14 protein-coding genes and 1 pseudogene are annotated in these 14616 nt (G+C 70.0%); 8 read left to right on the top strand and 7 right to left on the bottom strand.

The genetic code is table 11. From position 1 onward, the window contains the following. Window positions 1–67: 67 nt before the first annotated feature. Window positions 68–778, bottom strand: a complete 711-nt coding sequence (locus LNW72_RS39935) for a hypothetical protein (RefSeq protein WP_250979923.1) — start codon at window positions 776–778, stop codon at window positions 68–70. A gap of 271 nt (window positions 779–1049) precedes the next feature. Here LNW72_RS39935 and LNW72_RS39940 point away from each other — a divergent pair, with 271 nt between their 5' ends. The 3 genes from LNW72_RS39940 (at window position 1050) to LNW72_RS39950 (ending at window position 3124) form a co-directional block, all read left to right on the top strand. Then, window positions 1050–1400, top strand: coding sequence for a hypothetical protein (locus tag LNW72_RS39940; RefSeq protein ID WP_250979924.1), 351 nt, complete (start codon window positions 1050–1052; stop codon window positions 1398–1400). A gap of 48 nt (window positions 1401–1448) precedes the next feature. Further along, entirely contained in the window at window positions 1449–2210 is a 762-nt protein-coding gene (locus LNW72_RS39945; protein WP_250979925.1) for a DUF6193 family natural product biosynthesis protein, read from the top strand. 518 nt (window positions 2211–2728) lie between these two features. After that, window positions 2729–3124 carry a DUF805 domain-containing protein gene (locus LNW72_RS39950; RefSeq protein WP_250979926.1) on the top strand — a complete coding sequence of 132 codons (396 nt, stop codon included), beginning with the start codon at window positions 2729–2731 and terminating at the stop codon, window positions 3122–3124. Between the two features lie 455 nt (window positions 3125–3579). Here LNW72_RS39950 and LNW72_RS39955 read toward each other — a convergent pair whose 3' ends face one another. Both LNW72_RS39955 and LNW72_RS39960 read right to left on the bottom strand, forming a co-directional pair. Beyond that, window positions 3580–4461, bottom strand: a complete 882-nt coding sequence (locus tag LNW72_RS39955; protein WP_250979927.1) for a hypothetical protein — start codon at window positions 4459–4461, stop codon at window positions 3580–3582. Window positions 4462–4471: 10 nt separating this feature from the next. Next, window positions 4472–5035: a papain-like cysteine protease family protein gene (locus LNW72_RS39960; RefSeq protein WP_250979928.1), complete on the bottom strand. Its 564-nt coding sequence runs from the start codon at window positions 5033–5035 to the stop codon at window positions 4472–4474. Between the two features lie 826 nt (window positions 5036–5861). Here LNW72_RS39960 and lanKC point away from each other — a divergent pair. The 3 genes from lanKC (at window position 5862) to LNW72_RS39975 (ending at window position 10110) form a co-directional block, all read left to right on the top strand. After that, on the top strand, window positions 5862–8540 hold the full coding sequence (lanKC, locus tag LNW72_RS39965; protein WP_250979929.1) for a class III lanthionine synthetase LanKC: 2679 nt from the start codon (window positions 5862–5864) through the stop codon (window positions 8538–8540). Between the two features lie 73 nt (window positions 8541–8613). Further along, window positions 8614–8736, top strand: coding sequence for a class III lanthipeptide (locus LNW72_RS39970; protein WP_250979930.1), 123 nt, complete (start codon window positions 8614–8616; stop codon window positions 8734–8736). Window positions 8737–8829: 93 nt separating this feature from the next. Then, a complete protein-coding gene (locus LNW72_RS39975; RefSeq protein WP_250979931.1) occupies window positions 8830–10110 on the top strand; it encodes an MFS transporter in 1281 nt (426 codons plus the stop codon). A gap of 85 nt (window positions 10111–10195) precedes the next feature. Here LNW72_RS39975 and LNW72_RS41475 read toward each other — a convergent pair whose 3' ends face one another. Both LNW72_RS41475 and LNW72_RS39985 read right to left on the bottom strand, forming a co-directional pair. After that, window positions 10196–10636 (bottom strand): DUF6194 family protein, encoded by a 441-nt coding sequence (locus LNW72_RS41475; protein WP_285369910.1) that lies wholly within the window; start codon window positions 10634–10636, stop codon window positions 10196–10198. Window positions 10637–10726: 90 nt separating this feature from the next. Continuing rightward, window positions 10727–12487 (bottom strand): S8 family serine peptidase, encoded by a 1761-nt coding sequence (locus tag LNW72_RS39985; RefSeq protein ID WP_250980483.1) that lies wholly within the window; start codon window positions 12485–12487, stop codon window positions 10727–10729. A 204-nt stretch (window positions 12488–12691) separates the two neighbouring features. Here LNW72_RS39985 and LNW72_RS39990 point away from each other — a divergent pair, with 204 nt between their 5' ends. Next, window positions 12692–12847, top strand: a complete 156-nt coding sequence (locus LNW72_RS39990) for a hypothetical protein (RefSeq protein ID WP_250979932.1) — start codon at window positions 12692–12694, stop codon at window positions 12845–12847. A gap of 99 nt (window positions 12848–12946) precedes the next feature. Here the strand turns inward: LNW72_RS39990 and LNW72_RS39995 are convergent. After that, window positions 12947–13349 (bottom strand): annotated as a pseudogene (locus LNW72_RS39995) (transposase); the annotation flags it as partial. Window positions 13350–13893: 544 nt separating this feature from the next. Continuing rightward, the gene (locus LNW72_RS40000; RefSeq protein WP_250979933.1) at window positions 13894–14148 is read right to left on the bottom strand and encodes a hypothetical protein; all 255 of its coding nucleotides are present in this window, start codon (window positions 14146–14148) and stop codon (window positions 13894–13896) included. A 274-nt stretch (window positions 14149–14422) separates the two neighbouring features. Here LNW72_RS40000 and LNW72_RS40005 point away from each other — a divergent pair, with 274 nt between their 5' ends. Further along, entirely contained in the window at window positions 14423–14581 is a 159-nt protein-coding gene (locus tag LNW72_RS40005; RefSeq protein ID WP_250979934.1) for a hypothetical protein, read from the top strand. Window positions 14582–14616 lie beyond the last annotated feature (35 nt).

The following is a 14616-nucleotide window of genomic DNA, read 5'->3' on the forward strand; positions in this document are numbered from 1 at the left end:
GGAACTCTCCGCAGCGGGGGACACCGGGCAGACGGCCGAGCGCTGGCCGACCTGCTCGCAGGGAGTCTCAGTACTGCTCGGCCGCTTGCTCGGCGATCGAGAACTCGGCGCCGCACTCGCCGGACGTTCCCTCGCCGAACAGGTAGGTCAGGGCGAGCGCGACGGTGTCGACCCCGGCCTCGCTGGCCGCGTCGTAGAGCACGCGCGCGGGCCCCGACAAGTCGTCCGACTCGGCGGCGCGAAGCGGCGAGCCCTCCGGATCGCCGGGCTCCCAGTCGCCGACGGCGGAGAAGTGGCCGGCCTCACCGATGGAGACGAACACCCCCATCTCGCATTCAGGGCAGAACACCTCGATGGTCCCGTCGGCCAAGCCCTCCAGAGCCGAGGACCAGACGGGGACGCCGTCAAACGCCATGACGCTCTGCAGCAGATAGACGTAGAAGGCGGGTTCAGCCGGGCGGCGGATCCGAGCGTGGGCCAGGGCCCGCAGTCGCTCGATCAGGGCGTCGTGCTGGTTTCGGGTCTCGTCATCGGCAGCAGCGGCGATCGCTCCGGCCAGGAGCAGCGCGTTGTCGCCGTCCTTGCCCGCCTCGCTTCCCAGATCGGCAAGTAGAGGGAGGGCAGCGAAGCTCGCCGAGTAGACACTGCCCTGATGGCACAACCGTGACCACAGGTCGCTCCAGCCCTCGTCGTTGGGCTCGGTGCCAAGCCGTTCGAACAGCCCGGGGATGTCATCGGCGGTGCCATACGCGTGCTTCAACTGCGACCAATCCGTCATGCGGTCATCCAACCAAGCCGGCTCTCAGCGGCTGGCCGCAGGGCGGGCAAGCTGCCGCCGGCGTCAAGGCGAACCGTGGTGAGCAGGTCTGGCCAACACCAGCGCGGCGAACTTCGCGATGGAGTCGAGGCCGGACTTTTCAGCCTGGCGAGGGGCACCACCGGGTGCATCTCGGCCATCGGCACGGTGAAACCGCGGCGGCGGGCCTCGGAGAGGTGTTCTAGGGGCGGACCCCCTGCGGGCGGAGGGTTGCGGCGCCTACTGTGCCGTCATGAAGACTTCCGGCAAGAAGAAGCCCCTTTCCGAGGATCTGAAGGTACTGGATGCCGACTTGGCCCTGGCTGCTGACTTGATCGCCGGCAAGGCGGCCACCAGCCTGCGCGATGGCCGTTGGGTGGACCTGGTCGCGGACCTGGTCGAGGCCAACCGGCGTACGCAGCTCAGCCTGCACGAAGCAGTGGAGAAGGCGCTCGCCCACGGTCAGAGCTTCGAGTCTCTGGCAGGTGGATCCCACCTGTCGGCCGAATACCTGCAGGAGGCGTACGAGCAGTTCGATCGTGCGGCGGTGGCACGATCTGGTCCCGGTAAGGACGGCCGGGAGGCATGGCGGGTCCTGGGCTGAGGGCCGTACCATCACGGCTCCTGAACTTCCACGGCCGACGGTGTGTGCATGAACGAACGTTCCGGTGAGGTGTCGAGCGAGCTCTATCCGGAGTTGGCTGTCCCAGGCGGTTTGAGAGAGGCGTTGGGTCGCGAGGCGGCTCGCCGCGGGTGTGGTGGCGAGCCGCTGGATCGTGTTGAGGGGTTCGATGCCGCGGTCGCGGCTTGCTGCGCGCGTGGGCAGGCACGGTTCGCTGTCTATGCGACCAACATCGACGAACGCGAGTTCCGCATCGAGATCTCCGGGCCCTCCGGCTGGCTGTGGGGTGCTTTCGGCAGCACCGAGGACCTCGCGGTGGTTGCCGCGATTCTGCATGCCTGGCGTGATGGCGCGTCCATCGCTCAATTGCGACGCGAGTGGACGTTGCTCGCGGCGACCCCGCTGGACGCGGCACCACCGGGAAGGGTGGTGTCGACCGCTTGGCGGCTGACTCTGGAACGCTCGCCGGTGATCAGACTGGGTAACGCCGAACTGGCCGAGGCCCTGTATGCGCAGCCGGCCCTGCGCAGGTTCTTCCCCTGGCCGTCGCACGGCCATTTCAGCCTGCTCAGCAGTACCGCGGACCCGTTCCACGAGGAGGTACCGCGCGTGAATCCGGCTGGGGATGGGCTGTGGAACGTGGTCACGCCGTGGTCACCGCAGACACCGGAACGGGTGCTCGGTAGCCGCCTCAGCGCTCGCGAGGCCGCGGCACTGGTGGCCGCGAATGTCCCTGCGGGCAGTGGCCCGGCCATCGAGGGAGGGTGGCCGGCCGGCGGCCGTATGGCCTGACCCGAGCTCACACGAACCTGGCCTACCGGTCGGCTTTCGTTATCTGGCGGCCCGCATGTCGTCGGTGACCTCGCTAGGGCGTTTTGTTGTCCCTTGAGCGTGCATCGCGCCGCACCCTGTTGTGCTGTGGAGGATCCACCGAACTCCCAAGCCGCCGCAGTGCCGTGATGCCCGCAAACATCACCGCAGCGAATGCGGTCCGTTCGCGAGGGGCGTTCTCCGGCACGCTCCGGCCTGTCTGTCGCCCTCGTCCCGCACGTGCGTTTCCGCGATCGGATGGTTGTCTCCCGGCCTTGCGGGCGTGCGGCGGGGATGAGTTCGCCCCGTTCAGAAGTGCTGTGCCCTCAGGCGGTGGCAGGGGGTGACGGTATCTCTGCTGCGCGCACGGCGCCTTGGGAAGGAGGTACCGGACAACGGACCGGCGAGGTAACGGTTTGACCCCCGCCCCGCCAGCACATACGTTCCCCTCTCTCGGTCTGATCTGCTGGGACAGACCCCATCGTGGTCCTTGGGGGACAATGAACTATTACCTCGACGTGCTCAAGCAGTACGTGAACTTCAGCGGACGGGCGCGGCGCCAGGAATACTGGATGTACGCCCTGATCCACACCATCATCATCGTCGTGCTGTATACGCTGGACCTGATCATCGGCAGCTTCCCGCTGCTCTACGGTCTTTACGTCCTCGCCACCTTGCTGCCGACCCTGGGCGTGACCGTGCGCCGCCTGCATGACACGGACCGGTCGGGATGGTTCGTCCTCCTCGGGGCGATCCCGTGCGTCGGCGGCATCATCCTCATCGTGTTCGCGGCCACCGAAGGCACGCCGGGTGACAACCAGTACGGCCCGAACCCGAAGGCCGGTCCCGGCTACACGGACGGCCCCCCGTTCACCCCGGCCCCCGGCCAGTACTGAGCGCAGTCACTCCGCTGCGGCCCCCGGTTTGCCGGGGGCCGCAGTGCGTTGCCCGCCGGTCCCGTCCGCTGCGTGCCGCGCCCGGCGCGTACCTCCCGCTGCGGGGAGGCTGCAAGTGCTCCCGCGGGCGACGCGCCGGACGATGCCCCCTGCGCCCGAACGGCCCGCGAAACAGGGCCGGGGCAGGCGGCGATGCACCTGGCGCGACGACCGGGAGCGGACCACGGACACGACACCACGCAGGGCCGGATCCACGACACTCGAGCCTGCTCCGATGCCGATCTCGAAGCCGGCGAGGCCGCCCGTGCGGATGGAGACGGCGATCAGGGCGCGCTGGGACATGCACAACCCGTAGCTCCTCTGGGTGGCCGGACCGCAGTGCCGGTCCGGCCGGACGGGATTCGCTCCGTCCCGGCCGGCTGCCGGGGCGGAGCGAAGGGGCGTACGGGTCCGGCTCAGCCGGTGCTGGCGAGCCGGCGCCGGCGGAGCACGGCGACTCCGCCCACGAGGGCGATGGCTGTGCCGGTTCCGCCGGCAAGCAACGGGGTGGAGGACGAGGCCTCGTGCACCCCGCGTTGGGAGCTGTAGCCGCTGGAGTAGCCCTTGGTGGCGTACTCCGAGCCGGGGAGCTTGTCGGCGTAGCGGGCCTTGAGCAGTTTCTGGTAGTCGCTGAGCGACACCGACGCCTGGCCGCCCAGTCCTTGGCGGGCCTGCTCGTTGAGCGGCTCGACGGTGAGGAGTCTGAGCTGGTACCAGCCGCGGATCTGCGGCTCCGTGAAGACCATCGTGCCCGCGGTCGCCTTGCTGGCGTACGTGGCGTCGCTGTCGCCGTCGCGCACGGCCGCCAGGTGCCAGCCGCCGCCCTGGGTGGGGGCGAGCATGACGGTGGCGTTGCGGCCGTTGACCGTGACGCTCAGGGAGGAGACCAGCTGTGTGAGCCTGATGGCCTCGGTGGGCAGTGGCTGAGCGGTGCCCGCGACGAACCCGGGGGTGATCTCGTTCCGTGCCACCGGGTCCTTGATCGTGAAGACCGGCAGGCCCTGGCAGGGCTCGGACGTTTCGGGGATCGTCTGCACCGGCTCGCCGGCGCCATCGTTGGGCACCGGAGTGCGCAGGAAGCGGCAGACGGTGTTGCGGACATCGGTGGACTTCACCGCGTCGAGGGCGGCCTGGTAGTCGGGGATGTCGGCCGGCAGAGGGTCCTTGGCCGGGGCCGCGTGCGTCGGGCCGACGACGGACAGCAGCGCGGATGCACTCACTGCGATGACGATGGACAGGCGGGGGAAGCGGGAGGCCGTCCGCTTGCTGGACATGTTGGTGCCGTTGGTGTCGCGCATGTCGCCTGCCTTAGCGGGAGATACCGATGCGGGAGTGAGTCCACTTGGAGGAGCTGTTGCTCACGTAGTCGTTGTAGTTCCACCACGTGTAGGTGGTGGTGTCCGGCCACGGGTCGGCCACGGCGATGGTGCTGTTCGACGTGTCGAAGCCGTAGACCACGTTCATGTGGCCGCCGCCGGCCGTCCACCCGATGCGGGCGCCGATCGGCCGGGCCGCCTTGACGTCGGTGTACACCTGGTTGAAGGTGGCCGCGCTGCTCAGGCCCGAGCCGGTGTGGGCCATGCCGAGGCTGCTCCAGCCCTTGGCCATGTCGTCGAGCGTGGCGGGCTGGTTGTTGCAGCCGTAGTAGGGCTGGGCCCGGTTGCAGAAGTCCGTCTGTGTGGAGTCGAAGCCCTGGAACTTGGCGATGGTCAGTCCAGAGGCGACCCAGCACCACTGGGTCTTCTCCTGTTTCAGCATGCTGATGGTGTCCTGGCCCGCTTCCGCGTGAGCCGTGCCTCCCGCGGTCGCGAGCGATCCCAACGCGCACAGCGCGATGGCCGACGCCGTGGTTCCGTACCTGAACCTGCCCATTTTCCTGCCTTCCCTTGATGGGTGCAACGAGATGAACGGGGCGAACTGGCAAGAATATGACAGCGCATCATGTCCGGGACATATAGAGGTCTCACGGGAAATTGCCCCATAATGATTAATTGTCAGGTAATGGCATGAATAGGACACTTGCTGCTCGCATCTATCTGCCGAGACGGGGTGTGATGCCCCCAACCGGCCGCCTTGGGCGGGCTCCAGGTGCTCCCTGGACGGGCGGGGCAGCACTGGAGCGGGGCCCGCCGGGGAGCGGGCCCTTGTGGCTCAGGGTCTGTTCCCGGCCTCGGCACCCCCGGGTTGCAGAACTCGCGGGGCCGGCCCGTGGAGTCGGGCAGGGGCTGGGCGCAGGCGGGGCAGTGGCGTACTGACCGCTACGAACGCAGCGGAGAACCTCGGGGCCGCCGCAACCACCTCACGGGGCCGGATCGACACCCCGACCGACGCCACAGCGACCTTCCCCGCTGGATGAAGCGCCTTACCAGCGCTGACTTCCCGATTCCGGCTTCACCCGACACCAGGGCGATCCGGCCACCCGAACCGGTCTCCGCGAGCCCGCGGTCCAGGTCGGTGAGCAGGGACGAACGCTCCAACAGCTCAGAGGCCAAGCTCCACCACAGAGCCGTCCGGGGAGCCTCGCTCCGGCATTCCGTTCACACCGCCCGACATCATCAGGCACCCGCAAGGCCGAGGTCGTCCGGTCCGCTGAGCGGACCGGTGCGCGACAGCCGCCCGTACGCCGTCCCATGCTTCTGGTCGGCAGCCCGCCACCGGCCAACGCGGTGGGGGCGCCGTCGAACCGGGGGTGTCACCAGTGATCCGCGATCACCACATCTACGCCGGGGCCGATCCGCACTTCTATGACCGGCCCGACCGCGCCGCACAGGGGCGTTTCGCCGCCGCCGACCGGCCGGTGCCGTCCGGTTGGCGCCGCGTGGAGCAGGAGACCTGGATTCATCTGACGCCCACCGGGGCTCGACTGCCCGACCAGGGCTGGAAGATCCACGTCTCCGCGACGACCGAGGACGCGGCCGAGGTCATCGACCTGGTCAGCGCGTACTGCGTGAAGCACGCGGTGGCCCACAAGTTCCTCGCCGGACCGCGGATCCACCTGCTCAACAACAGCAAGTACGCCCGCCGAGGCAGCAGCGGCAAGCTGCTCGCGCTCTACCCCACCGGCAGCGGGCACCTGCGGCGGATCCTGGACACGCTTGGTCCGCTGCTGGCCGGCCGCCGAGGCCCGTACATCCTGGGTGACCTGCGCTGGCACGACGGACCGCTCTACCTGCGCTACGGCGGCTTCGCCGAGCGCTGGTGCACCAACGAGGACGGCGATCGTGTGTTGGCCATCGCCCGGCCGGACGGCACCCTGGTCCCGGACCGCCGCGACCCGTTCTTCCGGCTGCCGGACTGGCTGACGCCGCCGGACTGTGTCGCAGCCCAACTGCGCGCCGACGAAGCCGCCAGCGAGGGAGTGCACCTGCCGTACCGCATCGAGCGTGCTCTGCACTTCTCCAACGGCGGTGGCGTCTATCTGGCGCGCGACGAGAAGACCGGCCGCAACGTGGTGCTGCGCGAAGCGCGCCCGCTGGCCGGGCTGGACGGCGCGGGAGTGGACGCGGTCAGCCGGCTGCGCCAAGAGGCCGCGGCCCTCAAAGCCCTGGACGGGCTCGACTTCGTGCCGCGGCTGCTCGACCGGTTCACCGTCTGGGAGCACCACTACCTGGCGGAGGAGTACATCGAGGGCATCGACCTGCGGCAGTTCCTGGCGCACGAAAACCCCATGACCCGGCCGGATCCGTCGCCGGAGCGCGTCGCCCGCTACACCGCCCGCGTTGTCGACATCACCGACCAGCTCCAGCGCGCCCTCGACGCCATCCACCAGCGCGGATACGTCTTCGGCGATCTGCATCTGGCCAACGTGCTGCTCCGCCCGGACGGGCGGGTCTGCCTGATCGACTTCGAGGTCGCCCACCGCCCCGGTATCGACCCGCCGCCCGCCATGGGCTGCCCGGGCTTCATAGCCCCGCACGCCGTCACGGGCACCGACCGCGACCAGTACGCCCTGGACAGCATGCGTCTCGCGCTGTTCCTGCCGCTCACGGTGCTGTTGGACCTGGACCCCGGCAAGGTGGACGAGTTCAGCGACGCGATGGCCGGCCTGTTCCCGGTGCCGCGCGGCTACACCGCGCAGGTCCGACGGGGCCTGCGCCGTCCAGGACCCCAACGTCCTTCCGTGGCAGAACTGTTCACCGGTGAGTCAACCGCCGCCCTGCGCACCGCACTCGGCCGCTCCATCAGCGCCTGCGCCACCCCGGCACGCGCCGACCGGCTCTTCCCGGGCGATCCCAGCGCCCTGCACGACGGCGGCTACACCCTGGCCCACGGCGCGGCCGGTGTCCTGTACGCGCTGGCCGTCACCGGGCAGCCGGTGGACGAGGAGCACACGCAATGGCTCTGCAACACCGTACGCCGCACGGACATCGCGCGCCCCGGCCTGTACGACGGGCTGCACGGCGCGGCGCTGGCGCTGCACGTGCTCGGCCGGCGTTCCGAGGCCTTCGACACCCTGGCCAGGGCGGTCGACGCCACCGGCGCCGACCTGCCGCCGGCACTGCACGACGGCTTGGCCGGTGTCGGTTCGGCCCTGCTCCAGCTCGCGGAACTGACCGGAGACGGAGGGCTGCGCGACGAGCTGCACTGCGTCACGGAGCTGCTCACGAACCGTCTCCAGGCCGATGCGACGACCCGCCACGCCACGGACGCCGGACCTGCCGCGGCCGGTACTCCGGGCGGCCGGGCCGGGCTGATGCACGGGAGCACCGGTACGGCGGCCTTCCTCCTCCAGCTGTACGAGTCCGGCCGCGACCCCGCCCACCTCGACCTCGCCGCGACCGCCCTGCGGGCCGACCTCGCCCACTGCCACACCAGCGAGGACGGCGCCGTCAACCTGCGGGACGGCGCGCGAATGCTGCCCTATCTCGCCGCGGGCGGCAGTGGCATCGGCCTGGTGCTGGGGCACTACCTGCGTCACCGGCACGATGAGAAGTTCGCGACCGCGCTGCGCGGCATCCTGCTGGCGGCTCGCGCCCAATTCGTGCTGTGCGGCGGGCTGTTCAACGGCCGGGCCGGACTGCTGGCCGTACTGGCCGCGCACAGCCCGCAGTCGGACCCCGCGCCGGCGCGCCACCAGCGGCTGCTCGCCTGGCACGCTGTTCCCGGCCCCGACGGCCCGGCCTTCCCCGGGGACCAGCTCTACCGGCTGTCCACCGACCTCGCCACCGGAACCGCCGGGGTGCTGCTGGCCCTGCACGCCGCGAGCGGCGCTCCGCTGAGGCTGCCCGGCCTGCCCCACCTGACCCGCACCGGACGGAGCGGGCCGCCGGCCCCGAGCGGCCCACTGGGCCGGGGTGCCGCCGCCGGCGTGGCCCGTCCGCCCGGCCCGCACGCCTCCGCAGGCGGGCCGCTCCCCGCACCGAGCCCGGTGCACTGACCCTCAGGGGTCCTCAGAACTCCCCGACGACCGTCGGAGAGAGCACATTTCCATCACCCAAGGAGTCACCGTCATGTCCGAGATCCTCGAGCTCCAGAACCTGTCCGTGAACGAGCCGGAAGGCAGCGAGCTGGCCGGCTGGAGCACCATCAGCAACCACTGCAACGACACCAAGCCGACCCTCGCTGTCCTCTGATCCACCCCGAACCGCCTGCCGGGCGGCCGGTATCCCCGGATACCGGCCGCCCGGTCGTGGCCCGTGCCGTGCACCGTCCGAGGAGAGGCCGTCGTGGAAGACGCCGCGTCAACCCCGCTTCACCGCAACCGTGACTACCAGCGCCTGTGGACAGCGCACGCCCTCTCCGCATTCGGCTCGCAGGCTTCGTACATCGCACTGCCCCTGGTACTGCTCGCATCCACGCACTCCGTCACCGACTTCGGCCTCGTCACCTTCGCCGAGACCGCCGCGTCCCTGCTCGCCGGCCTGCCTGCGGGCGTCCTCGTCGACCGGCTGCCGCGCAAGGCGGTGCTGCTCGCCTGCGACGTGACGCGGGCGCTCGCGTTCACCGCCTTCACCTTCGCTGTGGTGCTGCACCAGGTGTCGCTGCTTCCGGCCGTGCTGCTCGCGGTGGTCAACAGCGTGCTCAGCGCTCCGTTCGGCCCCGCCGCCTCCGCCGCGCTGCGGCACGTCGTACCCCCCGGGCAACTCATGACGGCCGTCTCGCTGAGCCAGGCACGTGCCGCGGCCGTCACGCTGGCCGGCCCGATGCTGGGGGCCCTGCTCTACACCATCGCGCCTGCGCTGCCGTTCATCGTCGACGCGGCGTCGTACATTGCGTCCGCCGCCTGCCTCCTGGGGGTCCGGCTGCCACGCGAGGCCCCCGGTGACGGCCCGACGGCCCGGCCCGCGTTCCTGCGCGACCTGACGACCGGTCTTGCCGAGGTACGCCGCAGCCCGTTCCTGCGATACACCCTGGTCAACGCCGCCATTGTGAACTTCGCCTTCAGCGGCATCGTCCTGGTGCTGATCGCCCAGGGCTCGACGAGCAGCGGAGCAGGCTTCCACAACGGCCTCATCATCGCCATGTCGGGGGCCGGCAACCTGCTGGGCTCGCTCGCCAGCCCCCGCGCCGGCAGAACGCTCTCGCCGCGCACTCTGGTACTCGCCGTCTGCTGGAGTACCGCCGCACTGACCCCACTGCTGGCCCTCGACGCCGGGCTGCCGGCCACGGTCCTCATCATCACCCTGTGCAGTCTGGCGACTCCGGCGGCCAACACGGTGATCTCCGCCGCGATGCTGCACAGCATCCCCGACCACCTCCAGGGCCGGGTGCAGACCGCGTGCGGCATCATCCCGGCGCTGATCATGCCCTTCGGGCCACTGACGGCGAGTGTGCTCCTCAATACCTTCCCCCCCGCCACCGCACTCCTCGCCAACGCCGCACTGCTGGCCGCGCTCGCGCTCTACAGCACGCTCGGCGGCAGCCTGCGCCACATCCCCGACCTCCGGAAGCAGCCCCTGGCGGCCCAGCCCGCCCCATCACCACCGCAGCCGGCCGAGGCGGACTGACGGCGCGACGGACGGCCCACACTCAAGAAGCAGAGCGTTTGCGGACGAAGCAGGACTGGGGCCCTGCCTCAGACGGCGATGTTTCCTATCCGCTCGTCGTCGAGTCCGTTCGACGCTCATAGCGCGAACGTGCGAGGTAGTGGGCTTGGCGGAGCAGCTCGCGGACTGCCGCATCGGTCCGCCGGCCCGGATTCACCACCGCGAGCCAGCCAACGGATCCGTGGACGGGGTGTGCGATCACAGCATCGGTGACGCGGACGCGCGCCCGCATCCGCGCCGAGATGGTCCGCGCGGTCGAGCCGGCCGCCACTCCTCGGGGCCGCGGCGCGCGCAGCCGTGTCCGCGCTGACCGTACGGGCAGCGCGGACACGGCCCTGCAACTCCTCAGGGAGGCGCACGGTGAGTTGGACACCGGCCCCAGGCCGTCCGCGGCCTTCCTGGATGCCTCCGGCAGGGTCGCCCCGACCGCGGAGTACGCCGCGGTCGGGGCCCATGTGCCCTCTGCCGCCCAGCAGTTCGCAGCCATGGCTGTACAGACCGCAGCCCGCCTTGTCCGCGGCCGCGGAGCTGTCGCCGGCGCAGTGCGTGCTGTACGCGGGCGTTGCCGGGCCCTGCGCTAGAAGGTCAGGTTCCAGGCGTCGATCTTGCCTGTGTCGGAGGCGGCGTTGTCGTTGACGCGCAGCTTCCAGGTGCCGTTCGCGACCTCCGAGGAGGCGTTCACGGTGTAGGTCTGGGCGATGTTGTCGGCGCTGCCGCCGGCGTGGTTGTGCAGCGTGTAGACGGTGCCGTCCGGCGCCACCAGGTCGACCTTCAGGTCACCGATGTAGGTGTGCTTGATGTCCACACCCACCTTGAGGGTGGCCGGGGCGTTGCCGGTCACGCCGGTGACGGCGATCGGGCTCTCCACGGTCGCGTTGTCGTTGATGGCGAAGTCCGCGAGGTTCTCGAAGTACTTGCCGGGCGGCGGGGTGGTCCCGACGGCCTTGAGGGCGTCGACCTGTCCCTCGCCGAAGAACGAGTTGTTTGCCGTCGTGCCCGTGCAGCGGCTGTCCGAGGGACAGGCGATGTCGTTGGCCAGGGCGGCCAGCTTGGCGCGGATCTGCGCCGGGGTGATGCCCGGGTTGGCGCTGGCGATGAGTGCCGCCACGCCGACCACGTGCGGGGTGGCCATCGAGGTGCCGCTCTTGCTGCCGTAGCCGCCGCCGGGGACGGTGGAGTACACGTTGCTGCCCGGCGCCGCGACGTCGATGACGCCCTGCCCGTAGTTGGAGAACGAGGCCTTGGTGACGCCCGTGCCGTTGGCCGCGACCGTGACCACGCCCGGCAGCTCGGTCGGGATGTCGAGGCAGGCGTTGGTGATGGTGCGGGTGACCGGCGTCGAGTCGTTCGGGCTCGCGGAGTCGGTCGTCTTGTGGGCGAGATCGTAGTTCTCGTTGCCCGCGGCGGCGATCTGGAGGGAGCCCTTGCCCTCGGCGTACTCCTGGGCGCGCTTGACGCCCTCGATGATGGCGGCCTGGTCGATGTTGTCCGGGCAGTTGAACTGCCACGGGTCCGTGTAATAGCTGTTATTGGTGACCTTGAAGCCGTGGTCACCGGCCCAGACGAAGCCGCAGATGGTGTTCTCGGCGAAGAAGAAAGAGTTGCCCGGCTCGGCGACCCGGACCGCGGAGATCCTCACCCCGGGGGCCACGCCGACGACGCCCTTGCCGTTCTTGGCCGCGGCGATGGTGCCCGCTACGTGGGTGCCGTGTGTGTCGACGTCCCGCCAGGCGCCGACACGGGTGTCGGGCTTGCCGTAGGCGCAGGAGACCGAGTCGGCCGCGTCGAAGTTGGGCGCCAGGTCCTGGTGCTGGTCGTCCACACCGGTGTCCAGGATGCCGACCTTGACTGAGGCGGAGCCCGGGTTCACGGCCCAGGCCTGGTCGGCCTTGATCTGGCTCATGTCGGCCCGGACCGGTTCTCCGGCCGGGGTCGAGGCCTGAGCCGGATTGGCCGGGAGCGCCGGGTTGTAGGCGTCGGCCGGGACGTCCGAGGTGCGCGTGGCGCCGACCTGCTGCACGCCGGCGACGCCGCGCATGGTGGCGGCGAATCCGCTGGACGCCGAGTGGGCGACGATCACGCCGATGGCGTCGAAGTTCGAGAAGACGGTGCCACCGTTGGCCGCGATCGCGGAGCGGACCGCCGAACTGTCACCGGGGGCGGTGATCACGAGGTAGGCACGCGTGCCGGCCACCCAGGTCGCACTCTGGGAAGCCGGCACGGCGCCCGGAACGTGGGCCTTGGCGGCCGGCGCGGTGGAGGGGGCGACGGGGAGGGTGCCCGCGAGGGCGCCCGTGGCGCCGAACGCGAGGGCGGCGCCGAGCGTGGCCGCCAGCACCAGCGTGCGTCTGGGGCGGCTGGATATGTGGGGTATCAATGCGTCCTCCGGAGACGGCCCGGTCGTGCTGAGAGCACCGGCCGGGCCGTACGAAACGAGTGGTGAATGCAAGATGTCAGACGGGTCCTCCTGTACGGAAGTACCTTTCCGAGCCGCGACGTTATAGGGGAATGGCTGAAAAGCCCTGCTGGGGGTGCTGGCGCAGTGACGCAGTACCGGATGGCCACCACCGAGCAGATGCACCGGGTGACCGCTCCCTGTGTGCGTATCGGGCAGACCTGGCGGCGGCTGCCCCGGTTGCGAGTTGAGGGGCCGGTCGACCGCATCACCCTGCCGCGGGCCGGATGGACCCGGGTGTGATTCCCCACGGCGTACGGCGTGCAACTCGCCGCACCCCATCAGAGGTGAGAGGGTGTCTCGTCCCGCACTTTCGTCCTGGATTGCCGGGTTGGGTCTGGTTCATGCGCCGCGCCATGTTGGGGTGGATTCGCCGGTGAGTCTGCGGGTCATGAGGTTGATCATCGCGAGGTGGATCATGGCTTCGGAGCGGTGTGGGCGAGCTTCGTAGTCGCGGGTCGGTCGGCGGTGTTGCATGAGCCAGCCCAGGGTTCTCTCGACCGTCCACCGGCGCGGCAGCACGGTGAGTCCTCTGGTGTTGGGGTCGCGGCGGACGATGTGCATGTCGATGCCGAGGGCGGCGGCGTGTTCGATGAGTTGCTGGCGGTATCCGCCGTCAACCCAGGGTTTGCGGACGGTCGGATGCTCTGCTGCCACGTGCTCGATGAGGGCCTGGGCGGCGATCGAGTCCTGGCCGCTGGCCGCTGGCCGCGGTCACGAGCACCGCCAGTAGTAGGCCGACGGACACCTCCCGCTGATCAACGCCGGCAGCGCGGCCGGATCGGTCCGGTGTCCCGGACGCGCAGCCCCAGCACCGGCCTGAGACCGGCTCCACCCGCCGTTCACCCGGTGCAGGGCCTGGCGCGACTACGCCGGCGCATCGCCGATCAACTGGCGAATCAGCTCAACCTTTCCCCGGGCTCGCAGATTTGGATAGGAGAAGGGCCGACCCAGTCCGAGGTGAAAGCGCAGACATGACTCAGTTGACCTTCGAGGAGGCTGCGGAGCAGCGAGGGCGGGCTCTGTACCGGACGGCGTACCTGCTGTGCGGTGACGCCCATCGGGCCGAGGACCTCGCGCAGGCCGCGCCCGGACGCGGAGATCAGCTGGAAAGGGAAGGACGTGCTCCCCGTACCGGCGGGCGCGAGCCGCGGCGGGGGAGGCGGGCGTAGGGAGTGAGGGCGGTCTTCTGCACGGGCGGGCTCTCCTGGGTGAGCGGTCACGGCCATCGGGCGCTGCGGTGAGCCGCGGTCGGCGGCGCGCGAGCGCTGGAAAGGGGAGCGGGGCGCCTAGAGGGCATGGCCCTTTCCGGTCGTCATGCGGTGATCGTCGTCGACGTCCGACCTCGCGACAAACCATTTCGGCGCGTCGCCCCCCTTGCTCGAGTACCGCGAGAGCACGAACCTGACCGCACTTGCAGTACTACCGAGGCCCCCACCACCGCTGAGCGTGCTGACGGCTGTGATGGCCACGAACACGGCGACCTCTATGTGAACCCGGATGACCCGACCACCGTCTACCACTCTGACGGCCTTCTGAAGCATGGGGTCTCTTCCCTGCCAGGCCGCTGCTGCTCGGCAGGCAAGAACTCTCCTGTGCGACCGGCAACTACGGCTGATGTCACGCCCATTGCATCCCCGACTCCACCAGGGTGGCGCGCTGCTCCACGGTTCAGCTTGTTCCGGCGGCTCTTGGTGTCGGTGATCCAAACGCCGAGCTTGATGATGTGTTCCTGGCCGTTGACGAGGATCCGTTCCTCGTGACCCCGGCTGAGACGGCACTCCGACGGGCCACGCCAAAGGCCGTGACGGGCTGGTGGTGAACCTCGTCGAAGGTCTGACAGGTACCCTCCTGGGCGAGAAGCGCGGGTCGCGCGAGGATGGCATGGGCGCAGACGTCGACCTTCTGGACAGGGATGCGGTCGCCGAAATCGATGCCGAGAACGACGGGCGTGAGCACTCCAGTGCGGCTTCGTGATCTTGCGTGGGCGTGGGAACCGTCGATGACGTCAG

Origin of the sequence: Streptomyces sp. RKAG293 (assembly GCF_023701745.1) — a bacterium.
GTDB lineage: Bacteria > Actinomycetota > Actinomycetes > Streptomycetales > Streptomycetaceae > Actinacidiphila.